The organism is Burkholderia sp. KL41, from assembly GCF_057005415.2.
This window is the reverse complement of record NZ_CM174446.1, coordinates 1,949,552-1,972,302: the sequence shown is the minus strand read 5'-3', so window position 1 is coordinate 1,972,302 and position 22,751 is coordinate 1,949,552. Positions and strand designations below refer to the sequence as shown.

The following is a 22,751-nucleotide window of genomic DNA, read 5'->3' as shown; positions in this document are numbered from 1 at the left end:
CGACGCGTTGCGCCGCGTGCCGCTCGATACGATGTTCATGGCCCTCTCCTCGTTGCGTTCGTCATGGATCGGAACCCATGCTATCGACGCGGTGCCGGTACGGCCCCACTCGTCGCGGGGGGGATTGACGCGCGAACGCGGTTCGGCCGATCCTTCCCCCCACACCCACCCCGGACGCTGGCCCGCACGGCACCGCCGGATTCCCACTGCTGCCCGATGGCCCACCCACCCGCTCGCGCCGACGCGCCTCCCACCGAACTGGTCCTGAAGACGACCGCGCCGCGCGTGCCGGCGCAGTTGCTGGCCCGCGCGCGGCTGAGCCTCGCGTCGCCCGCTTTCGACGGCCGGCCGGTCACGCTCGTGCAGGCGCCGGCCGGTTACGGCAAGACGTCGCTGCTCGCGCAATGGCGTCGCGAGACCCTCGCGCTCGGCCGCGCGGTCGTATGGCTGTCGGCCGACGAGCGCGACGATGCGCCCCGGTTGCTGCAGGGCCTCGTGCAGGCGGTGCGGACCGGTTGCGCACGGCCCGGCTTCGGGCGCCTGATCCCGCCCGGCGCGGCCGACGCGGCGCGTGCGCTCGAGGGCGTGACCGCCTGGCTGGCCGAGGTCGCGCAACTGTCGATCGACGCGCTCCTGATCGTCGACGATGCGGAGCGGTTGCCGCCGGCCGGCCTCGAGGCGCTGACCTACGTGCTGCACAATGCGCCGCAAAACCTGCATGTCGTCGTCGCCGCGCGGCGCGGGCTCGACCACACGGCCGGCGACCTGCTCGCCGGCGGGCAATGCACGCTCGCGGGCCCCGACTGGCTGCGCTTCACGCTCGACGAGACGATCGCGCTGGTCGGCGCGCGCTTTGCGCAGCGGGTCGACGCCGACGCGTGCGCGCGGCTGTTCGAACGCGTCGACGGCTGGCCGCTCGGCCTGCAGCTCGCGATGGCCGCGATGGCGCGCTCGGCCGATCCGCGCCAGGCGGTCGACGCGCTCGCCGCCCGCGTGGACGGCACGCGTGACCGCCTCGTCGAGCTGCTGCTCGCGAACCTGTCGGCCGACGACACGGCGTTCCTGATCCGCACGAGCGTCGCCGATCGCCTGCATCCGTCGCTGTGCGCCGCGCTGCTCGATGACGCGGACGCGCCCGGCCGTCTCGCGCGGCTCGCCCGCGATACGCCGCTGTTCATCGCGTCCGACGATTCGGACTGGTGCCGGCTGCATCCGCTCGTGCGCGACACGCTGCGCGACCGCCTGGCCGCGGACGCCGGGCGCAACGCATTGCATGCGCGTGCGGCCGCCTGGCTCGACGCGCACGGGATGACCGAGGAAGCCGCGCGCCACGCGTATGCGGCCGGCCAGTTCGAGGTGGCGTACGCGCTCGCGCAGCGCTGCCTCGAGGATGCGATCAAGCAGGGCCGCATCAACGACGTGCTCGACTGGCTCGCGCTGCTGCCCGACGCGGAGCTCGACAAGCGCCCGACGCTGCGCATCGCGGTCGCGTGGGCACTGGCGCTCGGCGAGCGCCACGTCGAGGCGCAGCGCCAGATCGCGGGCATTCTTGCCGACACCGGCACGCCCGCGGCGATGCGCTATGAATGCGCGCTGATCCTCAGCGCGGCCGCGTATTACGCCGACGAAATCGACCGTTTCGTCGAGCTGTTCGAACCGTGGGCCGACTTCACGCCGCCGGCAGCCACGTGGCTCGCGCAAATGCACGCGAACCGGCTGTCGGCGCGCGCGATCATCGTCGGCGAACCGGCGCAGGCGCGCCGTTTCCAGCACGCCGCGCCGCGCGGCGAGACGGCGGCCGGGTTCGGCTACGTCGCGCGCTGGGGCGAGCTGATCACGGGCCTGAGCTACCTGCGCGAAGGCCAGGTCCGGCTGGCCGACGACACGCTGTCGCCGGCGCTGGCACGCGCGGAAGCCGATCTCGGGCGCCGCCATCCGCTCACCTGCATGCTCGCGGCGATGTGCGCGGCGCTCGCGTACGAGGCCGACCGCGTCGACCAGGCCGCCGCGTTGCTCGCGAACCGGCTCGACGTGCTCGAACATGCGGGCACGCCCGATACCGTGCTGCTCGGCTATCGCACCGCCGCGCGCATCGCGCTGCTGCGCGGCGTCGAGCACCGCGCGATCGACCTGCTCGAAGCGCTCGACGCGATGGGCGTCGCGCGCCGCCTGCCGCGCCTGTCGGTCGCGAGCCTCGCCGAACAGGTGCGCATTCACGCGGCGCGTTATCGCGAGGCGACCTGCCATGCGCTCGTCGAGCGGATCGATGCGATCGCGGCCGCCGAGTTTCCGTCGCACGGGCCGTTGTGGCGGCGCCCGGTCGTGCTGCTTCAGGCGAGTGCGCATGCGGGTGCGGCGCTGGCCGCGCGCCGCTGGGACGACGCGCGCGCGGCGCTCGACGAAGCGGCGGTGCTGGCCCGTGAAATGAGCATGGGGCAGGCGCGCATCGAGATCATGGCGCTCGGCGCGTTCGCGCGAGAACAGTCCGGGGGCGGCGGCCGCGCGCTGCTCGACGAGGCGATGAACCTCGCGGAGCTGTTCGGGCTCACGCGCACGCTCGCCGACGCGCATCCGGCCATCGCCGACTGGGCGCGCCGCGCCGGCGACGAAGCGGCCGCCGGCGCCGGCCCCGCGCGGCATGCGCTGCCGCAACCGCGCATCGTGCCGCCGGCCCCGCGCGGCGCGGCCAGCCCGCGCGCGGTGCCGAGCGTCGTGCTGACGCCGAAGGAGCGCGCGATTCTCGAGCTGCTCGCGCGCAACCTGTCGAACAAGGAGATCGCGGTGGCGCTCGCCGTCGGCGAGGAAACCGTGAAGTGGCATCTGAAGAACCTGTTCGGCAAGCTCGACGCCAGCTCGCGCAAGCATGCGGTGCGCCGCGCGCTGGTGCTCGGCCTGCTCGAAAGCGCGCCGTAACGCCGGTTCCGCCGATCGGACGGCGCCCCCGCCTCCACCTCCTCCGATTCTCCGCAACCCTGCCCCCCGCGCATGGGGGGGAGCGGCCGCCCGCCGTTGCGTAGTCTTTCCGCATGGCTCACGCGGGCGCCGCCTGTCACGTCTTCCCGCCCGCCTCGTCGCTTCCCCGCTTCACCCGGACAGGCTCGATCCCGTCCGGTCCAATACGACCCTGGAGACTTCATGAAGACGAAACTGGCCGCGCTCGCGGCGCTTGCCGGCTGTTCGGCGCTCGCGCATGCGCAATCCTCCGTCACGCTCTACGGCGTGATCGACACGGGCCTGCTGTACCAGAGCACGTCGGCGGCGTCGTTCAGCCCCACCGCGCCGAATACGGGCAAGGTGTTCCGCATGAAGGACGGCGGCATCTACTCGAGCTTCTGGGGCATCAAGGGCAGCGAGGACATCGGCGGCGGCTACAAGGTCAACTTCAAGCTGCAGGGTTCGTTCGACAGCGGCACCGGCAAGCTGCAACTGAGCGATACGCCGGGCGCCGTCGCGATCTTCAACCAGGTCGCGTCGCTCGGCGTGTCGGGCCCGTTCGGCACCTTCACGGCCGGCCGCCAGATCGTGCCGATGATCTACGCGATGGCCGACACCGACGTGCGCAACGCGCAGTTCTTCGGCAGCGTGCTGACCGCGTGGCTCGGCCTGAACACGGCGGCCGGCTGGCCCGGGACGAGCACCAACGGCGCGATCGGCGCGCTGTACGACAGCAATGCGCTCGTCTACCAGTCGCCGGTGTTCGCAGGCGCGTCGATCGCGCTCGAATACGCGCCGGGTGGCGTGGCCGGGCAGTTCCAGGGCGGCACGCGCGAATCGGTCGTGCTCAGGTATGCGAACTACGGGCTGAACGCGTCGGCCGTGTACTACAACGGGCACGACACGAACCCGGCGCCGGGTGTCGCGCCGACCGGCGTCGACAACAACCGCTTCGTCTACGTCGGCGCGAAATACACGATCCGCGACTTCTCGGTGTCGGCGTCGTATGGCAACGGCCGGAATCCGTCGCATGCGGACAAGGTGAACCTCGACATGCTGTCGGCCGGCATCGGCTATCGCTTCACGCCTTTCCTTCAGGTGAGCTCGGCCGTGTATTACCTGAAGGATCGCAACGTCTCGGCGAACAAGTCGACGTCGGTCGTGCTCGCGGCCGACTACAGCCTGTCGAAGCGCACGACGGTCTATGCGCAGGTCGGCCACGTGAACAACCGCGGCACGATGGACCAGATGCTCGTGTACGGGCAACCGGTCGCGCCGGGCGTCGGCACGACGGCCGCGATGGTCGGGCTGCGGCACAACTTTTGACGGCTGCGGGGCATGTGGCGGCAGTTTCGTGGCAGTAAGGTTTGGGGCACTCCCTCCGTGGCGTATACGGCCCGTCCAATCTCCGGCGGGAACACGTAGAACGGCACGCCGTGCTCTCACGCGCGCTGCCACGACTGCACGGTCGCCGGATACTTCGTGCCCCAGGGACCGCCGGCGAAATCTTGCAGCACCTGCCTTGCCGCCTCTTCGCCGGCGGCCGCGTAGATTGGCCGCAACGTGGCGGCGAGTCGGCCTCTGGCGCTTTGTCGGCAACGCGTAACTACGGTCTACGACGCAGCGCCGGGGCGTCAAAGCCAATCAGCCTCACACCCTGTTCAAGCGCACCACCCAGAGCAGGTTATTGTCGTTCTCGTACTTGATCAAAGAAACGGCGTACCTCCCGCACTCGACCACGACCTCGATCGTATTGTCCATGCCGACCGCATCTTCCCAGGCAAACGCCGCGTCGAACACAGCCATGTTCGATGATTTGATCTCGAACTCGAAGGGTTGATCCTCGACGCTCGCCCATCGTCCGTTCACCACTTCACGCACGCACTGCTCGATTTCCTCTTCGCTCCCACCAAACTCGATCTTCACCAACAAGTACGAACCAGAGGAAATTTCATAAAAACCGATCTCCTGTTGCGCCCCACACACCACCAAAACATCGCTGACGAGCACGTTTCTCAACACATTCACGTACTCGTCCGGTCCCACGAGACTACGGCATGCCAGGTCGTAATCGCTGCCACCGATGGCAGCGAGCGTCACACTCGATCCTTCGTTGCCTCGCCATCGCTCGGCAACAGGCATTCCCGTGAAAATGAAATTTCCGCCGCTGGAGTAGATCCATTTCATCATGCAAACCTTGTGAAGAGTCTTGCATCTGAAAGCCCTGCGCACAGGGTGCGCGGGGCCGCAGCCTGACGTTCAAAAACCCGACGCGCCTTTACGCATGCCCTTCTGGGTCCCATCCCCCAGGGAGTTTGACTGCATCGTCCAGAAAACCCCTCCCGGTGGATCTTGCTTGAAGTCGTTCCACACACGAGTGGCGGCTTCGCTGATTGTCGAGCCTGCCACTGCAGCTGCCGCGGCCGCACGTCTTATCGCTCCGCTCACGAATCCACCCTGTGCATTGGAACATGTCAGGCAGCTCGGGAACAGTTGCTGCTCTTGACCGTTCGCCAACTTGGTCGGTTGGATGTGATCAGCAACGAAATTACCTGATTTCGTTCCCGGATCCTTGGTACCACATAAGTGACATCCGCTTTCCTTGCCTATCGCGTTGATGGCTCACCTCGTCAACTTTCCCAGCTTCGCTGACATTTCCAAAATTTATTGTGCCGGAGCTGGTGCCGTCGCGCGCGGCCGCCGCCAGCATCGATCGCCGGGATCGGCTACAGTGGGCGTTTTCGGCGCGCGCCGTCCCGCCGCCGCGCCACCGGTCGTGGCGCGCGGCAGCAAGGCCGGTGCGCAAGTCATTCACTTCGACGAGCGAACCTTCATGCCCGATCTGTCCGCCTTCCCGATCACGCAAAAGTGGCCGGCCCAGCATCCCGACCGTCTCCAGCTCTACTCGCTGCCGACGCCGAACGGCGTCAAGGTGTCGATCATGCTCGAGGAAACCGGCCTGCCGTACGAGCCGCACCTCGTGCGCTTCGACACGAACGACCAGTTCTCGCCCGCGTTCCTGTCGCTGAACCCGAACAACAAGATCCCGGCGATCATCGATCCGGACGGCCCCGACGGCAAGCCGCTGCCGCTGTTCGAATCGGGTGCGATCCTGATCTATCTCGCGGACAAGACGGGCCAGCTGATCCCGAAGGATCTCGCGGGCCGCTACGAGACGATCCAGTGGGTGATGTTCCAGATGGGCGGCATCGGGCCGATGTTCGGCCAGGTCGGCTTCTTCCACAAGTTCGCCGGCCGCGACTACGAGGACAAGCGCCCGCGCGACCGCTACGTCGACGAGTCGAAGCGCCTGCTCGGCGTACTCGACGCGCATCTCGCGAACCGCCAGTGGGTGATGGGCGATACCTACACTATCGCCGACATCGCGATCTTCCCGTGGGTGCGAAATCTTGTTGGTTTCTATGAAGCGGGCGATCTGGTCGGCTTCAGTGAATTCCGCAACGTCAAGCGGGTGCTCGATGCGTTCGTTGCGCGTCCGGCCGTTGCGCGTGGGCTCAATATTCCGGCGCGGGGTTGATGAGCGGCTGGGCGGGTCGCGCGTTGTCCGGCCCGCGTAGCTGTGGACTTGAAACGCCCGCCGCATTGGGCGGCGGGCTTTCGGGGGCTTTGCGATTTTCCGGGGAATGCTGGGGAGACGGTCGGTGTTCGGTCAGAAGCTGTCGGTCGACGTGGGCGCCTACACGGATGACAATCGATCAGACTCACCTTGCACGCGACGTCCCCTACCAAGTTGAACAAGATCCGAGATGAAATCGCCCTCAATAGTCAAGCCACTTGAACACCCCTTGACGGCTTTCGCTTCGAACACCGATTCCGCGCGCGACGTCGCTGTCGCTGGACTACGATGGCCAACTCCATATTGGTGTGATCTCGCGATCGGTTGGTTGGAGCAAGGCCTGGCCGTTGACGACGAGATAGCCGGCATACTGCAAGAAATTTCCCAGAACCGCCGCTTTCCGCAGAGGCTACGGCATCGCGCGTTTGTGCAACACGTACGATTCACGAGGACAAGGCAAGCTGGATAGTCGGTAGATCTGCAGTGGGCCGAGTTTTTGGGGGGAGGCGCGGAAGCCCTGCTCCGCGCTGGCTGCAACGTAATGTCTACGTCGACAGTCGGCCAGAGGCAGCCGCTCAGTAGGTGAAGGAATACAATTTTCTTTGCGCTCAAGGGGAGTCAACCAACGATGCATGGAATGGAAGCTTCTCATTTCTATCTTGGCCGGATAACTGACGCCTCCCGATTTTCAAGCTTTCTCGCAGAACACTACGGCGAAGATGAAAGTCGACCAGTTTCCGAGTTCTACGGCTCCCAGGGTGAGTTCTTCTGTGACCATGATTTCATGGAAACAGGGCTGCGACAGTCGGGTACTTCACTGGAAGAGTTCTTTGCACCTCACTCGTACTCGGACAAATGGTCGGAAGCGCTATGTGAAGCGGCGCGCGCCGCAAATTTGGGAGATGCGAACGCGCTGATTTTCATAAATTGCGAACAGATAAAATCGCCAAGGTCAGTGCAAGGCGAAGGATTCGAACTGGTCTACATCGGAATGTTCGAGTATCCAATTTGAGCTTCTCGAACTTGGTTTCGCCTGATGCGACGCCTAATGCTGGGCGACTGCTTTCGGCCAGAAGCGGTCTTTCGTGCTTCACCACCCAGCGCCTGCTTGTCATCCCGAATCAGCCACCCGGACGCACAATTGGGAGCGCGTGGAGCAAGATCGTTGCCACAGAAAGGCTCTGTCGATGGGCGAATTTTGTCTGGCCCAAAATCTCTGTGATCCATGTACCGGCAGGTCAAATTCAACGGAGCGCTGAATGACGGTCATCGCACAACTTTCGGATATTCATGTCCGGCCTCACGGTGTCCTATATCAAGACGCTGTGGATTCAAATGTCATGTTTTCGGCAGCCGTCGATTCGCTGAACCGCATTCGACCTGAGCCAGACCTGATTGTCATCTCAGGCGACCTTACGGACGAGGGCACCGAAGACGAGTATCAAAAACTTCGCGAATTGCTTGTCGAGTTGAGGCGACCGTTCGTGGTTCTGCCGGGTAATCATGACGACCGTGGCAATTTGCGAGCCGCGTTCTCGGATCACGCGTGGCTTCCGAGCGAGGGTGCACTCTCGTTCGCGCTAGACGTGGGCGAACTACGCCTCGTGGCGTTGGACACCTCCGTTCCTGGACTACATCACGGCGAACTTGACGCCGAAACCTTGGCGTGGCTCGACAGTGAACTTACCGAGCATCGCAGTCGAACCGTGGTTATCGTCATGCACCATCCACCGTTCATGACCGGCATTCCTTATCTGGACATCTACGGGTTGCGAAATGCGGATGCATTTGCCAGGGTTCTTGCGCGGCATAGCAATGTAGATCGCATTCTTGCCGGGCACGTCCACCGGTCAATGCAGACGCGTCTTGGGAGCGTTCCGGTACTCACCTGCCCGAGCACGACCACCCAGATTGCGCTGCGCGTTGAAGCGGACGCGCAGCCCGCTTCTTTTCTCGAACCACCTGCATACATGCTGCATCGCTGGACAGGTCGCGGTCAGTCAGCGGTCTCCCACTTGTGTTACGTGGGGCATTTCGAAGGCCCGTTCCCCTTCGCGTAAGCGCCCTCGTCAAGTACACAGCGGTCGATGACGTACGAGGCATTCGCATGCTATAGGCAGGCGGCGACCGCTTGTTACCACTGATCAGACATCTCGACTTTCGACGTCAAGCTCCGCAACGGGTTGCCTACCGCCGGTCGAGCCGCACCGAGCGCCAACCGGCGACTTCCGGCCAGAAGCGGCCGTACTATGACGCCTGTTTGGAGAATGTCGAATGTCGGATCATGGCTCAATTGCGGCCGCATCGATGCGTGCATCGCTTCATCGTTCAAGGGCGCAGGCGTGGATCGGAACGCGTTACTAGACCAAGTCGGGCTGACCGCTGCCGAATGGGCACTTGGACATGGCTTTGTGCTCCTGACGCTCGCAGAGAGGCTGACGCCCTGCGAACCCCATGCCGACCGGGCCGCGCGAATTCGCGCGTGCCAAGCTTGATGTCGCGCGAATCCCAAACGAGCACGAGCTGTTCGAGTCTGCCGATAGGATCCTGCGTCGAGTACGGGCAATGTTCTTGCGTCGCACTCTTGCCGAACGTCAGATGATCGGAAGCTTTCACGCGGCATCACTCCCGCAGCCATCTGCATGTTCCGCGCCACCCAACTGCCCAACACCCACGACCTCACATGGCCCGCGCCCCGTACGAGGTAGCTGATGACCAGCGCCTCGCACGGACTGCGGTGCTCAGAACCGTTGACGCATCCCGATTGCGACGAGCGTCTGCGTATTGGAGCCCGAATTCAAGCCGTAATCGCCGATCACTGCTTGCGCAGCCACGCTCGCGCCCGATGCATTGAGCGTCGACTCCGAAGCGCGCTGGAAGGCCGCCACCGCGTAGAGATCGGTGCGCTTCGAGAGCGCGTAGTCGGCGGCGGCGTTGACCTGCTGATAATGCGCCGAGTCCGTGCCGGATAGCCAGGTGTAGTGATAACCCAAGCCCAACCGCAGCGCCGGATCCACCTGACAATTCACGAACGCCGAGCCGCTGTTGAAACGCGCGCTTCTTGCAAAGCGGGACGCGCCATCGGGTGCATATTCGGTATGCGAGTAACCAAGTCCGCCCGTCCACGCGGTATAGGTGTATTGGCCCGCCGCGCGTGCGATGCTCACCGAGTGCGCGCTCGCGAAGCCCGCGTTCACCGCCGTGTTGAACGGACTGTCCGCGCTAGCGCTCCAGGTGCGCCCGCCCGTGCGGCCTTGCGTGTTGCCGCCGCTCGCATAATAGTAGCCTGCCGCCAGCGCAAGAGATCCCCTCGCGTAGCCGCTAGCGACGCTCCAGGTTTGCCCGGCGCCGCTGGAGCCCGCCACGCCGCCGAATCCATAAAGCGCTTCGAACTGCACGCCGCCGAAGTTCGGGCTCAGATACTTCACTGAGCTGTTCACGCGCATGCTGCCGTCATAGTTGTCGACGTCGCCGGGCGTGCCGAACGTGAGACCGAAATACAGATCCTCGGTGAGCGCCGACACCATGTCGACGACCGGATCGTACTGGCGCCCAAGCTTGAGCGTGCCCCATCGCGCGCTCGACAGGCCCACGATCGCCGTGCGCCCGAACTCACGTCCGCCCTGCAACGCCGCGCCGGTGCCAATGTTGAAGCCACTTTCGAGCTGGAATACAGCTGCGAGGCCGCCGCCCAGATCTTCGTTGCCCTTGAAGCCCCAACGGTTGCCCGACAACGCGTTGCCGAAGCGCCATGCCGCGCCGCTCGCGCTGTCGCTGCCTGCGGCACGACTCACGTAGGCGACACCCGCGTCGATCAAGCCATACAGCGTGATACTGCTCTGAGCATGTGCGCTCGGGCTTGACATCAGCGCGACACAAGCTGGGATAATAGTTCGCAATACGAATTGATTGATCGAGTTCATGTCGTCAAGCGTGGTCTCAGTGGATTGAAAAACCGGATCGGCTGCCGCGCGATCGTGTCACTACGGCAAACGCCGCCATATGAATTGTTTTCGGCGAGAATGTTCCGGTGATAAAAATGCGGCGTCCAATGCCGTCCAGTTTGGAATTGATGCCAAAGCGCTATGAAAGTCGAAAACTCTGAACTCGAAGCGTTTGTCGCCGTTGCGGAGCTCGGCACGTTTCATCGTGCAGCGGAGAAGCTGCACCTCACCCAGCCCGGCCTGTCCCGGCGCATCCAGAAGCTGGAGCAGACGCTGGGCGTCGAACTTCTTCACCGCACCACGCGCAGCGTCACGCTCACCGGCGTAGGTCGGCAATTTCTGCCGATGGCGCGCGAGCAGATCGCGCAGCTCGGGCTGATGCTCACGTCCATTCAGGAAATCGCGGAAAAGCGCTACGGCAAGGTGCGCGTCTCGAGCATACCCACCGTGGTAGCGCGCCTGCTGCCCGACGTGCTGCGGCTCTACGCGCGCAAGTATCCGCACATCGGCGTGCAGATACTCGACGGCAATCACGATTTCGTGCTCTCGCAGGTGCGCGCCGGCCTCGCGGAATTCGGCGTGAGCCTGCATCCGGGCGACGATGAAGACCTCATGTTCGAGCCCCTTTTCGAAGATCGCTACGTGCTCGCCGTGCATCGTGACGACCCGCTCGCGCAGGCCGAGCAACTCACGCTCGGCGATCTGCGGCATGCGAGACTCGTGATCGGCGGGCGTGACAGCGGCAATCGCCTGCTGCTCGAGATGCTCATGAGCCAAGAGTCGGTGCGGCTACGCTGGTTCTACGAAGTCGAACACATTTCCTGCGTCGCCGCGCTGGTGGCCGCGGGCGTGGGTTGCGCGATCCTGCCCGAAAGCGCCGTCGGCGAAGCGGGCGCGCTCGCCTCTCCCGCGGTGCACGCCGTACCGCTCGTGGGCCCGGTCATCGCGCGCACGGTCGGCATCGTGCGGCATCGCACCGTCTCCATGTCGAGCATGGCCAGCGATCTGTGCGCGCTTCTGAAGGGCGCCGCGACGTGAATTGACGCGACGCAGCAGCCCGCGTTGATAGCAATTGCGCATGAATCGCGAGCAGACTGGCATTGGACGCACGCAATTTGGCCACTGACGATATGAGCGTGACTGACCGGGCCCGTACGTGGCATCCAGCGCGCCGCTGACGCGCGGCCCGGCGCACGCCGCCGCAATTGCGCGGCGGAAGCCAGGAGCCACCATGCATTACGACGTCATTTTTCGCCACGGCGAGCTTATCGACGGCACGGGTGCCGCGCGCTACAGCGCCGACCTCGGCGTGCTCGGCGAACGCATCGCCGCGATCGGCGATCTCTCGGGCGACACGGCTGACACTGTGATCGATGCCCGAGGCCAGATCGTCGCGCCTGGATTCATCGACAGCCACACGCACGACGACGCCTTCGTGCTGAGTGCCCCCGGCGTCGAGCCGAAGGTCTGCCAGGGCGTGACCACGGTGATCGCCGGCAATTGCGGTATCAGCCTCGCGCCGCTCCGTGCGGAGCGCGAAGTGCCGCAGCCGCTCGATCTGCTCGGCGCGTGGCAGGCATTCCGTTTCCCCTCGTTCGCCGCGTATCTCGATGCGCTCGACGCCACGCCAGCCGCCGTCAACACGGTAGCGCTGGTCGGCCATTCCACGCTCCGTGTGCGTCATATGGTCGATCTACGCCGCGCGGCCAACGCGCAGGAAATCGCCGCGATGGCCGCCGACGTGCGCGAGTCGATGGCTGCGGGCGCGTTCGGCGTGTCGTCGGGAACTTTTTATCCACCGGCCGCCGCCGCGACCGAGCAGGAACTCATCGACGTGTGCGCGCCCCTGCGCGAGACCGGCGGCGTGTTCGCCACGCACTTGCGCGACGAGACCGCGCACATCATGGATTCGCTCGAGGAAGCCTTCTCGATCGGCCGCGCGCTCAACGTACGCGTGGTGCTCTCGCATCACAAGGTCGCCGGCAAGGAGAATCACGGCCGCTCGACGCAAACGCTCGCGCGCATCGACGCGCAGCGCGCACAGCAACCGCTATGCCTCGACTGCCATCCCTATCCGGCCACCTCGACCATGCTGCGCGCCGATCGTATCCGTCAGTCCTCGCGCGTGACGCTCGCGTGGTCAAAGCCACATCCCGAGCTCGCGGGGCGCGACTTCCACGAACTGCTGCCGATGTTTGGCGATTCCGTTGACGCTGCGATCGAGGCACTGCGTCCGGCGGGCGCGATCTATTTCGTGATGGACGAACGCGATGTCGAGCGCATCTTCCAGCATGAGATGACGATGGTGGGTTCCGATGGCCTGCCCAACGACACGCGCCCGCATCCGCGCCTGTGGGGCACGTTCCCCCGCGTGCTGGGCGAATTCTCACGCACGCGCCGCCTGTTCCCGCTCGAAGCAGCCGTACGCAAGATGACGGGCCTCACCGCCGAGCAGTTCGGCATCGAAGAACGCGGCCATCTCGCCGTGGGGCATTACGCCGACCTCGTGGTGTTCGACCCGGCGCGCGTGATCGACCGCGCGACTTTCGCCGAGCCGACGCTGCGCCCCGAAGGCATCGAGCACGTGTTCGTGAATGGCCGGGCCGTGCTGACGCATGCGTGGCCCACCGGCGCACGGCCGGGCCGCGCGCTACGCCGTTCGCAGCATGCGCCGCACGCAGCGAAGGCCGAATCTCCCACTACGCCCGAGCACGCCTGACGCCCCGCATCCGACTTCATCTGGCATGGACTCACATGACAACCACCACTAGCACCACAAATAACACGGGGGCGGCCAGCACGCCCGGCACGTATCCTTACCCGGATGCAGGCGGGAACGTCGATGCGCTCTACAGCAAGCTCACGCGACGCATCATTCCGCTCATCCTCGTGTGCTATTTCTTCGGCTATCTCGACCGCGTGAATGTAGGCTTCGCGAAACTGCAGATGGTGAGCGATCTGCAGCTCTCCGACGCCGCATATGGCGTCGGAGCGGGACTGTTCTTCGTCGGCTATCTGCTGCTGCAGATTCCCGCGGGCTGGCTCGTGCGTCGCGTCGGCGTGAAGAAGTGCATCGCCGGTTCGATGATCGCGTGGGGCGTGGTCTCCATCGCCACGCTCGCCACCCGCGACCAGATGATGTTCTACGCGCTGCGCTTCCTGCTCGGCGTGACCGAGGCGAGCTTCTTCCCCGCCGTGATCGCCTACTTCAGCGTCTGGTTTCCGTCGCGCCGGCTCTCGCGCGTGATGGCGCTACTGTTTCTCGCGATGCCGCTGGGCGTGGTGATCGGCGGCCCGCTCTCGGGCTGGATCATGGACGCGACGCACGGCGGCTTCGGCCTGCGCGGCTGGCAATGGATGTTCCTCATCGAAGGCCTGCCCGCGGTGCTGCTCGGTCTCTATCTGATGGTCTCGGTGGCCGAGCGCATCGAAGACGCGCGCTGGCTCAGCGACGCCGAAAAGCGCATGGTGCACGAGGAGATGGCCGCAGAAGCCGAAGGCAAGCGCGCCAGTCTCGGCGATGCGCTGCGCGAGCCCACGCTGTGGCTGCTATTCACGACCTCGTTCCTCTATAACGTGGGCAACTACGGGCTGATCTTCTGGATGCCCACCATGATCAAGGCGCTCGGCACGCTCAGCAATTTCGCGGTCGGCATGATCAACGCGGTGCCCTATCTCGTCGCCTCCGTGGCGATGGTGCTGAACGCGCAGCATTCCGTGCGTACCGGCGAGCGTCGGTGGCACACCGCCGTGCCCGTGATCGCGGGCGGCGTGGCCTTGCTGGCGAGCGTGGGCATGCATGCGCATCCGGTGCTGGCCGTCGCCTGCCTGACCGTCGGCGTGGCGGGCATCATGAGCACGCTCGCGATGTTCTGGAGCCTGCCCTCACGCATCCTCGCCGGCGAAGCGGCGGCGGGCGGCGCGGGCTTCGTGAACATCGGCGCGGCCATCGCGGGCTTCGTCGGGCCGTCGATCATGGGCTATCTCAAGGGCCTGACGGGCAGCACCGAGATCGGCGTGGCCCTGCTCGCGCTCACGCTCTTCAGCGCCGCCGCGCTGATTCTCGCGATTCCACGCCGCTTCATGGGGCGCGCATGAGCAGCGCATCGCCGCTCGACGCCAACGTCGATGCGATCGCGCGAGCCGTACGCACCGGACACCTGAGTGCGGAATCCCTCGCACGCGCCGCACTCGACCGGATTGTGGAATGCGACGCGCGTATCCATGCGATTCAGATGACGTTCGAGACGCGCGCCCTTGCAGACGCGCGCCGCATCGACGAGACCGTACGAGCGGGCCGCAATCCCGGCCCGCTCGCGGGCGTGCCATTTCTGGTCAAGTGCAATTTCGATGTGGCGGGCTATACGACGGTCGCGGGCTCGCCCGCGCGCCTCGCGCTGCCGGCGGCAAGCGCCGACGCGGCGCTCGTCGCGCGCTTGTGCGCGGCAGGCGCGGTGCCTGTAGGCGCGACGCACATGGACGAACTCGCCTGCGGCGCGACCGGTGTCAACCCGCACTTCGGAGCAGTGCATCTTCCGGCCGACTCTGCGCGCATGACTGGTGGCTCGTCGAGCGGTTCGGCGGCGGCGGTAGCTGCGGGCTACACACCGCTCGCGCTGGGTAGCGACACCAACGGCTCGATCCGCGCGCCCGCTGCGCTGTGCGGCGTATGGGCCGTGAAGCCTAGCAACGGCGGGCTCGAGATGCAGGGCTGCTTACCTTACGCACCGTCGCTCGACGTCGCGGGCGGCTTTGCCCGGACGTTCGCCGATCTGGTCGCGCTTTACGATGCGTTGTGCGGAACCGATCGCAGCGCACGCGTAGGGAACATGCGCGCGCCGTTGCGCGTAGCCGTGCTCACTGGAGGCTTCATGGAATTTGCGAACGCGGATGCGCGCCGCGCCGTGCAACGCGCCGCCGCCTGTTTCGGGCACGTCGACGAAACGGCGATCGACGAGGACACGCTCACCGAAATCCGCGCGGCTTCGCTTACTGTCTCGAACTACGAGCTGGCACGCGCGCATCGGATCTTGCTCGACGCGGAGCCATCGCTCGTTTCCGCGCGGCTGCGCGAGCGGATCGTCACCGGCCTCGCGACTGCTGATAGCGCCTATGAGGAGGCGCTCTCGATCCGCGTAAAATGGCGCGCTCGACTGAGCGCGCTGTTCTCGCCTTACGAAGTCCTGATTGCGCCAGCCACGCCGTATGCAGCGCCACTGTTCACCGACACAGCGATCGAAGTGAACGGCACGCCGCTCGAACCCGCAAAATCGCTCGGCAGGCTCACGCAGCCGATTTCGTTCGCGGCACTGCCCGTCGTCAGCGCACCGTGTCACGCCGGTAACGAGTTGCCTGTCGGTGTGCAACTGATCGGCGCCAAGGGTAGTGAGGCGGCGTGCTTTGCCGCCGGAGCGCAGATTGCCCGCGCGCGTGGGGAGACATGAACAACCTCGTGCCAGTAGGCACGATGCCGCCTGATTGCCATTCACCACGAGCCTGTGAACGCCGTGTTTTGACGCCCGCACGCAAGGAAGCTCAGTAAGGAAGCTTATTCAGCCGTGAGCCAAGATTTTCGGATGACGGGGCGGCCAGACTGAGGGGATTGTCGTTGCTCAATCTGGCCGTTGCAGGAGGCATTGTCGATCACACGTCACGCTGCCGGCTCGTTAACGCATCCCGAGGGAGATCGGCGCTCGACCGCGCGAATGACCGAAGAAAGTTGGGAAGCAGACAGCTGGAAGCGGACCTGCCGACTGTCGCCGATGGGCCGATCTGCGCCGGTCATGCGTCACAGACCGGCGGCCGGCCGCTTTCGGCCAGAAGCGGACAATCGATGGCTTCGGCTCACCGCCATTTGAGCGTCGCCTGCTCTCCGATAATCGCGCAGACGGGGAATGCATGATGCTGTTTGAAGTGGTCGAGGCCGGGTGCCCCATTTGAAGACATACCATCAACCCATTTGGCGGACTTCGCTCTTTTCGTCAGTTGCACAGTCGGTCGAACCTCTCGACTACATTGTCCGAAGTTTTCGTTTAGTCTCCGAATTTCCAATTCTAACCTTGTTAATTACGTTATCGTTCGATTTTCTATGACTGGAACCACTCTTCGAAACCGAGCAAGTAAAATATACTCCGCCCACGAAGCGAATCTCCCACCCGCGGTAATTATCTCTATCTCCACGCACATCCAAAGTTCCCACTCGCGCATGATTGGCAAGGTGCAACATTCCACGCCATTCCTGCTTATCATTTTCGAACTCACTGCCGAGATTTTTTATTAAATTCCGCTCCGACTCAAAAGAAAGATTTGAAAACATCAGGCAAAATTTCGGCTTGCGCTTCACTCCATCCACATCGAATTCACAATCGTTGTAGCTAATTTCCTGCCACAGCCCACGACTTGTTTTGCCAGTGAACCCGTCATCCTGGCTAAAATATTTTACTTCAACACCAAACATTCGCTCATCGAATCCGAGATCGACCAAGTGCGATCGTGCTCGCAACATAAAATCGATCCTAACGTTTACTTTTTCAGCAAGGTGCACCCCCCGGAACCTCAGGGAAAATATCAAAATCCTGCGCAAAATGCCTGACAAACCAATTTTTAAGGGCGTCCTCGTCCGCAAATCGGTGAGTTGTGGCGATTGCCTCCTCGCGAGCTTTCTTTTTCAGGCGGACGACCTGCTCTACCAAGAGTCTGACTACATCGACCTCACTCAAGGTCGAGGAGATATTTTCGATCTGCCGGATCAGCTGTGCACTCACTTCTTCTCGTTTTTTATTATCGATAACATGCGGCGGTTGATAATCCATGGCTCCATGCTTGAGATTCACCAAGCGAAAACGCTCAATCTGAAGGCTATTGTATCGATCTCTATCAGGTTTTCTGTTAACTTTCGCTTTTTCTGCTATATACGAATCAAATTCTTGAGGTTGTTTTCCGTTCAGAATTGAGTGTGCCTTGATCTTGCCAACAGAATTCCCCTTTTGATTTCCGCATTTGTTGCACTGGTAAACAAAATGACTGCCTTGGCCGAATTCCCTTTTTCTCAATTCAAGATGATTGTCGCAATCGCAGGCGGCCCAAACCTTTTTTGTCAACTCCTCCATCTCAGCGTCTATTTCTGCGATTTTATCTGTTATCTCTTCGGGCGTCATATTAAGTACGATCACATTAAGTTGTGCAAGCGAGGGATGCAGGCGAGGACAATGTTACATAAATATCTGACGATTGACCATTATTGCCCGATCCAAATCGGGTGTTCATCCGTGCCCACGTATCGAGGGATTCGACCGAACGAATGGCTGTTGTCCTCTCACGAGTTGTCGTCAATCTAGTGTTGGCTCGAACGACTGAGATGGGTGGTGGATTCAACCGGTCGATGCAACACACTAGACGCTGCGTATGCAGTGGAGGTGTTGCAAATGAAACAGCGGCGCAGGATCTACTACACCGAGACTCAAAAGGCCCTGATGTGGGAGCGGTGGCGCAAGGGTGACACGCTTCATCAGATTGCCCAACTGTTCGATCGCCACCATTCCTCTATTCAGGGGATTCTCGTCAGGACTGGCGGAATGCAGCCAGCGCCTCGACACCGTTCAAAGCTGGCCTTGACGCTTGCCGAACGCGAGGAAATCTCGCGCGCAGTCGTCGCCGGCCAGTCGATTCGATCGATAGCAGCGCGGTTAGGACGGGCGCCATCTACTATCAGCCGCGAAGTGCAGCGAAATGGCGGAAGGCAGTACTATCGGGCGACCCAGGCCGACGCGCTCGCCTGGGACCGCGCACGGCGCCCAAAGACATGTAAGCTGGTCAGGAATCGGACACTCGCCCAGGTTGTGGCAAGCAAGCTCCGATTGCAGTGGTCGCCGGAGCAGATTGCGGGTTGGCTCAAGCACGTGTATGCGGTCAACAAGGACTATCAGGTGTCGCACGAGACTATCTATCGGAGCCTCTATATCCAGGCCCGTGGTGCGCTGAAAAGAGAACTGCTGGAACACCCGCGCCGTTCTCGGGCGATGCGTCGATCGCGTCAACACACACTGAAGACCGAGGACCGCACGAACATCCGCGATGCCATATCGATCAGTGAACGCCCGGGCACGGCCGAGGATCGAGCAATACCCGGGCACTGGGAAGGCGATCTTCTGTTCGGCAACGCCAACAGTCAGATTGCAACACTCGTCGAACGCCAGACCCGGTTCGTGATGTTGGTGAAGATTGCCAGCAAGGACTCTGAAGCTGTCGTCAATGCTCTGATAAGACACGCCGGCAAGCTTCCGCAGGAATTGTATAAATCGCTGACGTGGGATCGGGGTACGGAGATGGCTGGCCACAAGCGCTTCACTGTCGCGACGGACATCAAGGTCTACTTCTGCGATCCCCAGCATCCCTGGCAACGCGGCACGAACGAAAACACGAACGGGCTGCTGAGACAGTACCTCCCAAAAGGAACGGACCTCTCTACCTACTCGCAGGCCAAGCTTAACGCCATTGCCCGACGGCTCAACGAACGTCCCCGCAAGACACTAAACTTCGATACACCGGCTGAACGATTCCATCAAGCTGTTGCATCGACCGGTTGAATCCACCGCCAGGAAGAGACACTCGACCCAAGCACGAGGATAGTTGACAATGCCTCGCGCATGACGACCGAATCACCAATCCAGGACGCACGGAAATGAGACACTCCCTCGGATATCTGCATGAGGTTTGGCTATGTCCCGACGGGCACGGACAATCGCTTCCTGCATGCATTCCATATGGACCAGATGGCGACGCCGCTCGTGCGCTTAATGAGACTGGAAGTGAATGGGTCTGGACATTCTGGACGAGTTCACATGCAGAGACTATGGCCGTCTACTATGAATTTGTAGGCTACGGAGAATATAGCGTCCAGGACGATCTCGATCGACAATCCTATTCACCCGCTGCGTACGAGCGCCAGATGGCGTACTTGCTTGGAGACGGCTCGCCTGGGGTCTCAAGCTCGGAAGTCCGGCGCTAACCGCCAGTGAACAAATGGCGGATACGATGTTCCGCCTAGGAAGGCCAGAAATACTTCCACGACCTGATCGGCCATGAACCATTCATCTGAGCGCATCGGAATGTTGCCCGCTCGAAAGACCAGGACCGTGCCATCAGGGCGTACAGGCGAGGGTTTGTTATGGAAGGCTCTCCATCGTTGCGCGCCGAATTCAAAGCGCTCGATCATACAGCTGGCGCCACCGCCGGCTACTTGCACATAGTTGCCGGTGTCGTCAGTCAATGACGCATAAGATGACTTGCCGTAGCTTCGCAGCGACTTGAGCGCACGTGTGATCTGTGCGGGAGTCGGCACAGTGTTTACTGGTCTGCCCTCGATTTCGAGTTTCATCATCGATCTATCTTGATCCCTCTCAACCAGATGCGAATCATACCAACGCGGAAACCCAATAACGAATGACCGCTATCGGCGCATTCGAAGGACCGCTTCGGGTCGCCAAGCGACATCCACGAAAATTCACGAAGAACCTTGTTTTTGCTCGCGACGCTACTTACCTTCCGGCTCTCCCGGCGCCCCGCCCCCCACCCCCGCCAGCAGCTTCTCCAACAGTCGCGACAACTGCGCCTGCTCATCATCCGACAACACGGCCAGCAACTGGCGCTGGTTGTCGATGTGCGCGACGACCGCTTCGTCGATCAGCGCACGACCGGCGTCGGTCAGCGCGACGAGCGTGCCGCGCCCGTCGGCCGGGTTCGGCCGGCGCTCGACCCAGCCGGCCTTCTGCAGCCGGTCGATGCGCGCGGTCATCCCGCCCGACGACATCATCAGCGCGTCGTACAGCGCCGTCGGCGTCAGCACGAACGGCGCACCGCCGCGCCGCAGCGTCGCGAGCACGTCGAATTCGCCCGGCTGCATCCCGTAGCGCGCGAACAGCGGATTGAGGCGGTCGCGCGCGATCACGAGCGCCGCTTCCTGCAACCGCCCCATCACCACCATCGACGACGCGTCGAGATCCGGGCGCTCGTTACGCCATTGCGCGAGCGCATGCGCAGCTCGATCCACCTGATCCATTAACCCTCCTCGGCCTGCCAGTTATCTTGACGTCGAGATAAATCGGCGTTTATCTTGATGTCGAGATACTTTACATGAAAATCGCGCGGCGCCCTTCCGGGGCCGCGCACCGATTTCGAGGGCCTTGCGATGAATCGCTTCACTTCCCCCGGATGGCGGCTCGCCGCCATCGTGCTCGTCGGGCTGAACCTGCGGCCGGCGCTCGCCGCGGTCGGCCCGCTGCTCGACATGATCCAGCGCGCGACCGGCATCGGCGACGGCGCGGCCAGCCTGCTGACGACGATCCCGATCCTGCTGATGGGTCTCGGCGCGCTGAGCGCGCGGCGCCTGCAGCGCGTGACCGGCATCGCGGGCGGCGTGTGGCTCGGCGTCGCGCTGATCGGGCTGGCCTGCGCATCGCGCATCGGCGCGCAGCACGCGTGGCTGCTGCTCGCGAGCGCCTGCTGCGCGGGCGTCGGGATCGCGATGGTGCAGGCGCTGCTGCCCGGCTTCGTGAAGGCGCATTTCGCGACGCGGATCGGCGGCGCGATGGGCGTCTATTCGACGTCGATCATGGGCGGCGCCGTGCTCGCGAGCGTCGTCGCGCCGTTCGCCGCGGCCCGCTGGGGCTGGCTCGCCGCGCTCGCGGGCTGGGCGCTGCCGGCCGCGGTGGCCGCGCTGGCGTGGCCGCTTGCCAGCCGCGGCGGCAACACGCTTGCCGCCGGGCCGGCGTCGGCCACGCATGCGCGGCCGTCGCGCTCGCCGCGCGCGTGGCGGCTCGCGCTGTTCTTCGGCATCGCGACCGGCGCGTACACGCTCGTGCTCGCGTGGCTGCCGCCCTACTACATGCGGCTCGGCTGGTCGCCGACGGCGGCCGGCAGCCTGCTCGGCGGCGTGACGCTCGCGGAGGTCGTCGCGGGCCTGACGATCTCGGCGACGATCGACCGCCTGCCCGATCGCCGGCCCGCGCTGCATGCGGCGATCGCATCGCTGTTCGTCGGCTTGCTGGTGATGCTGGCCGCACCTGAAGCGCTCGCGTTGCCGGCCGCGCTGCTGCTGGGCGCGGGGATCGGCGCGCTGTTTCCGCTGTCGCTGATCGTCACGGTCGACCATGCGGCGACGCCGGCCGATGCCGCATCGCTGACGGGGTTCGTGCAGGGCATCGGCTACCTGATCGCCGGGCTGTTTCCGTTCGCGGCCGGCATCGTGCGCCAGCATCTCGCGAACCTGACGCCCGCGTGGGTCGCGATGGCCTGCCTGTGCGTCGCGCTGTTCGCGCTGGCCGCGGGGTTTGCGCCGCGGCTCGCGCGGCGTGTTGCGCGTGCCTAGCGCGGGCCGGGGAACACGGCCGTTGCCGCTCGGCTGCGGCCGCCGCTCAGTTGACCGGCTCGCAGAAAGACACCTTGTCGCGCAGCGCCTTGCCGGCGGCAACCGGATCCTGCCCTGCCGGCAACGTCACGGAAACCGACGTGTGCTCGGTCGTGCTTTTCGGCTTCAGCCCCGGCCAATGCGTCTCTTTCCAGGTTGCGATCCAGTCGAGCTTGCCGGCACTCGCGCCGGGCACGAAGCGCAGCCGCAGCGAGCCGTCGAAGTCTTCGCTGCAATGCGGCGAGTGCTGGTACTCGCGTTCGGAAAAGCATGCGCGAATCTGCTTGTCGCAACTGAACGGCAGCTTCGATATCCGTGGCGTGCCCGCATGCCCGCCATTCGGCCGCAGTTCGACGAAGTCGGCATTTTCCCAGCTTCCGCCGCCGCCCGAATAGCTTTCGGACCATCCGGCCAGCACCGCGACCGCGAAGCGCTCGCTGCCGAGCGGGTACAGCGCCGGGTAGATCCCGAGCGGTGGCGCCTCGCCATCGCCGTCGACGCGGTCGGCGGGCTGGTAGTCGGAGAAATCCCACCGCTGCAGGACTTTCCAGCCGGTGGCGGACGCAAAGCTCACCTTCAGCAACTGCGGGCCGGGCAGGATCGCATAGTAATTGCCGGGCGCGTCGTTCCTGACCCGGTACAGCGACGGCGCCTTGCTTGCGTCGCTTGGCTGGCCTGCCGTGCCGCAGGGTGCCGAAACCAGTTGGCAGACCCTGGGTATCCAGTCGCGATCGGGCACGGCGGCTTTCGCGACCTCGACGAACGGTATGGCGCGGGCTTCGTTTGCTTCGGCGGTGGCTTGCGCTGCGGATACCGCCAGCAAAGCGGACGTCAATCCCGCCAGGCCGAAAATGACCGATCGAATACGGTGATTCATTCAGCAATGTCCTTG

General features: G+C 63.8%; 18 protein-coding genes and 1 pseudogene. 11 read left to right on the top strand and 8 right to left on the bottom strand.

The window, feature by feature from the left end; genetic code table 11:
* Window positions 1-216: 216 nt before the first annotated feature.
* A complete protein-coding gene (locus tag PQB87_RS09130; RefSeq protein WP_153488324.1) occupies window positions 217-2,913 on the top strand; it encodes a winged helix-turn-helix domain-containing protein in 2,697 nt (898 codons plus the stop codon).
* A 222-nt stretch (window positions 2,914-3,135) separates the two neighbouring features.
* Window positions 3,136-4,260 (top strand): porin, encoded by a 1,125-nt coding sequence (locus PQB87_RS09125; protein WP_111999234.1) that lies wholly within the window; start codon window positions 3,136-3,138, stop codon window positions 4,258-4,260.
* A gap of 47 nt (window positions 4,261-4,307) precedes the next feature.
* On the opposite strand, the pseudogene PQB87_RS09120 reads toward PQB87_RS09125, so the two are convergent.
* Together PQB87_RS09120 and PQB87_RS09115 are read right to left on the bottom strand one after the other, a co-directional pair.
* Window positions 4,308-4,508 (bottom strand): annotated as a pseudogene (locus tag PQB87_RS09120) (transposase); the annotation flags it as partial.
* A 76-nt stretch (window positions 4,509-4,584) separates the two neighbouring features.
* A complete protein-coding gene (locus tag PQB87_RS09115) occupies window positions 4,585-5,124 on the bottom strand; it encodes an Imm21 family immunity protein (protein ID WP_489241484.1) in 540 nt (179 codons plus the stop codon).
* Window positions 5,125-5,767: 643 nt separating this feature from the next.
* Between PQB87_RS09115 and PQB87_RS09110 the strand changes: the two genes are divergently transcribed.
* The 3 genes from PQB87_RS09110 (at window position 5,768) to PQB87_RS09100 (ending at window position 8,571) form a co-directional block, all read left to right on the top strand.
* Window positions 5,768-6,472: a glutathione binding-like protein gene (locus PQB87_RS09110; RefSeq protein ID WP_059653429.1), complete on the top strand. Its 705-nt coding sequence runs from the start codon at window positions 5,768-5,770 to the stop codon at window positions 6,470-6,472.
* Between the two features lie 676 nt (window positions 6,473-7,148).
* On the top strand, window positions 7,149-7,523 hold the full coding sequence (locus PQB87_RS09105; protein WP_166741989.1) for an immunity 22 family protein: 375 nt from the start codon (window positions 7,149-7,151) through the stop codon (window positions 7,521-7,523).
* A 247-nt stretch (window positions 7,524-7,770) separates the two neighbouring features.
* On the top strand, window positions 7,771-8,571 hold the full coding sequence (locus PQB87_RS09100) for a phosphodiesterase (protein WP_059486034.1): 801 nt from the start codon (window positions 7,771-7,773) through the stop codon (window positions 8,569-8,571).
* A gap of 681 nt (window positions 8,572-9,252) precedes the next feature.
* Here PQB87_RS09100 and PQB87_RS09095 read toward each other — a convergent pair.
* Window positions 9,253-10,434, bottom strand: a complete 1,182-nt coding sequence (locus PQB87_RS09095; RefSeq protein ID WP_489241481.1) for a porin — start codon at window positions 10,432-10,434, stop codon at window positions 9,253-9,255.
* Between the two features lie 162 nt (window positions 10,435-10,596).
* Here PQB87_RS09095 and PQB87_RS09090 point away from each other — a divergent pair, with 162 nt between their 5' ends.
* From PQB87_RS09090 to PQB87_RS09075, 4 genes are all read left to right on the top strand, one after another.
* Window positions 10,597-11,493, top strand: a complete 897-nt coding sequence (locus PQB87_RS09090; RefSeq protein ID WP_124468531.1) for a LysR family transcriptional regulator — start codon at window positions 10,597-10,599, stop codon at window positions 11,491-11,493.
* Between the two features lie 193 nt (window positions 11,494-11,686).
* Complete coding sequence (locus PQB87_RS09085; RefSeq protein ID WP_489242840.1) at window positions 11,687-13,174, top strand: N-acyl-D-amino-acid deacylase family protein; 1,488 nt, start codon at window positions 11,687-11,689, stop codon at window positions 13,172-13,174.
* A gap of 35 nt (window positions 13,175-13,209) precedes the next feature.
* Complete coding sequence (locus PQB87_RS09080) at window positions 13,210-14,553, top strand: MFS transporter (RefSeq protein ID WP_489241479.1); 1,344 nt, start codon at window positions 13,210-13,212, stop codon at window positions 14,551-14,553.
* Window positions 14,550-15,899 carry an amidase family protein gene (locus PQB87_RS09075; protein ID WP_059858388.1) on the top strand — a complete coding sequence of 450 codons (1,350 nt, stop codon included), beginning with the start codon at window positions 14,550-14,552 and terminating at the stop codon, window positions 15,897-15,899. Before PQB87_RS09080 ends, PQB87_RS09075 begins: the two co-directional genes overlap by 4 nt.
* Window positions 15,900-16,465: 566 nt before the next feature.
* Here the strand turns inward: PQB87_RS09075 and PQB87_RS09070 are convergent.
* Together PQB87_RS09070 and PQB87_RS09065 are read right to left on the bottom strand one after the other, a co-directional pair.
* A complete protein-coding gene (locus PQB87_RS09070) occupies window positions 16,466-16,939 on the bottom strand; it encodes a hypothetical protein (protein WP_489241476.1) in 474 nt (157 codons plus the stop codon).
* Between the two features lie 46 nt (window positions 16,940-16,985).
* Complete coding sequence (locus PQB87_RS09065; protein WP_489241474.1) at window positions 16,986-17,612, bottom strand: hypothetical protein; 627 nt, start codon at window positions 17,610-17,612, stop codon at window positions 16,986-16,988.
* A gap of 267 nt (window positions 17,613-17,879) precedes the next feature.
* Here PQB87_RS09065 and PQB87_RS09060 point away from each other — a divergent pair, with 267 nt between their 5' ends.
* Window positions 17,880-19,040, top strand: coding sequence for an IS30 family transposase (locus PQB87_RS09060; protein WP_489241472.1), 1,161 nt, complete (start codon window positions 17,880-17,882; stop codon window positions 19,038-19,040).
* A gap of 398 nt (window positions 19,041-19,438) precedes the next feature.
* On the opposite strand, the gene PQB87_RS09055 is transcribed toward PQB87_RS09060, so the two are convergent.
* Both PQB87_RS09055 and PQB87_RS09050 read right to left on the bottom strand, forming a co-directional pair.
* Entirely contained in the window at window positions 19,439-19,834 is a 396-nt protein-coding gene (locus PQB87_RS09055; protein ID WP_225740340.1) for a hypothetical protein, read from the bottom strand.
* Between the two features lie 153 nt (window positions 19,835-19,987).
* Window positions 19,988-20,503 (bottom strand): MarR family winged helix-turn-helix transcriptional regulator, encoded by a 516-nt coding sequence (locus tag PQB87_RS09050; RefSeq protein WP_226146726.1) that lies wholly within the window; start codon window positions 20,501-20,503, stop codon window positions 19,988-19,990.
* A 138-nt stretch (window positions 20,504-20,641) separates the two neighbouring features.
* Here PQB87_RS09050 and PQB87_RS09045 point away from each other — a divergent pair, with 138 nt between their 5' ends.
* Entirely contained in the window at window positions 20,642-21,820 is a 1,179-nt protein-coding gene (locus PQB87_RS09045) for an MFS transporter (protein WP_489241470.1), read from the top strand.
* A 46-nt stretch (window positions 21,821-21,866) separates the two neighbouring features.
* Here the strand turns inward: PQB87_RS09045 and PQB87_RS09040 are convergent, their stop codons facing one another.
* Window positions 21,867-22,736, bottom strand: a complete 870-nt coding sequence (locus tag PQB87_RS09040; RefSeq protein ID WP_021163548.1) for a hypothetical protein — start codon at window positions 22,734-22,736, stop codon at window positions 21,867-21,869.
* Window positions 22,737-22,751 lie beyond the last annotated feature (15 nt).

Bases quoted from the DNA above. Each gene is read 5' to 3' on its own strand.
- PQB87_RS09115 (WP_489241484.1), bottom strand. From the start codon at position 5,124: ATGATGAAATGGATCTACTCCAGCGGCGGAAATTTCATTTTCACGGGA.
- PQB87_RS09095 (WP_489241481.1), bottom strand. From the start codon at position 10,434: ATGAACTCGATCAATCAATTCGTATTGCGAACTATTATCCCAGCTTGT.
- PQB87_RS09125 (WP_111999234.1), top strand. From the start codon at position 3,136: ATGAAGACGAAACTGGCCGCGCTCGCGGCGCTTGCCGGCTGTTCGGCG.
- PQB87_RS09085 (WP_489242840.1), top strand. From the start codon at position 11,687: ATGCATTACGACGTCATTTTTCGCCACGGCGAGCTTATCGACGGCACG.
- PQB87_RS09065 (WP_489241474.1), bottom strand. From the start codon at position 17,612: ATGACGCCCGAAGAGATAACAGATAAAATCGCAGAAATAGACGCTGAG.
- PQB87_RS09060 (WP_489241472.1), top strand. From the start codon at position 17,880: ATGAAACAGCGGCGCAGGATCTACTACACCGAGACTCAAAAGGCCCTG.
- PQB87_RS09055 (WP_225740340.1), bottom strand. From the start codon at position 19,834: ATGATGAAACTCGAAATCGAGGGCAGACCAGTAAACACTGTGCCGACT.
- PQB87_RS09080 (WP_489241479.1), top strand. From the start codon at position 13,210: ATGACAACCACCACTAGCACCACAAATAACACGGGGGCGGCCAGCACG.
- PQB87_RS09105 (WP_166741989.1), top strand. From the start codon at position 7,149: ATGGAAGCTTCTCATTTCTATCTTGGCCGGATAACTGACGCCTCCCGA.
- PQB87_RS09075 (WP_059858388.1), top strand. From the start codon at position 14,550: ATGAGCAGCGCATCGCCGCTCGACGCCAACGTCGATGCGATCGCGCGA.
- PQB87_RS09130 (WP_153488324.1), top strand. From the start codon at position 217: ATGGCCCACCCACCCGCTCGCGCCGACGCGCCTCCCACCGAACTGGTC.
- PQB87_RS09045 (WP_489241470.1), top strand. From the start codon at position 20,642: ATGAATCGCTTCACTTCCCCCGGATGGCGGCTCGCCGCCATCGTGCTC.
- PQB87_RS09040 (WP_021163548.1), bottom strand. From the start codon at position 22,736: ATGAATCACCGTATTCGATCGGTCATTTTCGGCCTGGCGGGATTGACG.
- PQB87_RS09110 (WP_059653429.1), top strand. From the start codon at position 5,768: ATGCCCGATCTGTCCGCCTTCCCGATCACGCAAAAGTGGCCGGCCCAG.
- PQB87_RS09090 (WP_124468531.1), top strand. From the start codon at position 10,597: ATGAAAGTCGAAAACTCTGAACTCGAAGCGTTTGTCGCCGTTGCGGAG.
- PQB87_RS09100 (WP_059486034.1), top strand. From the start codon at position 7,771: ATGACGGTCATCGCACAACTTTCGGATATTCATGTCCGGCCTCACGGT.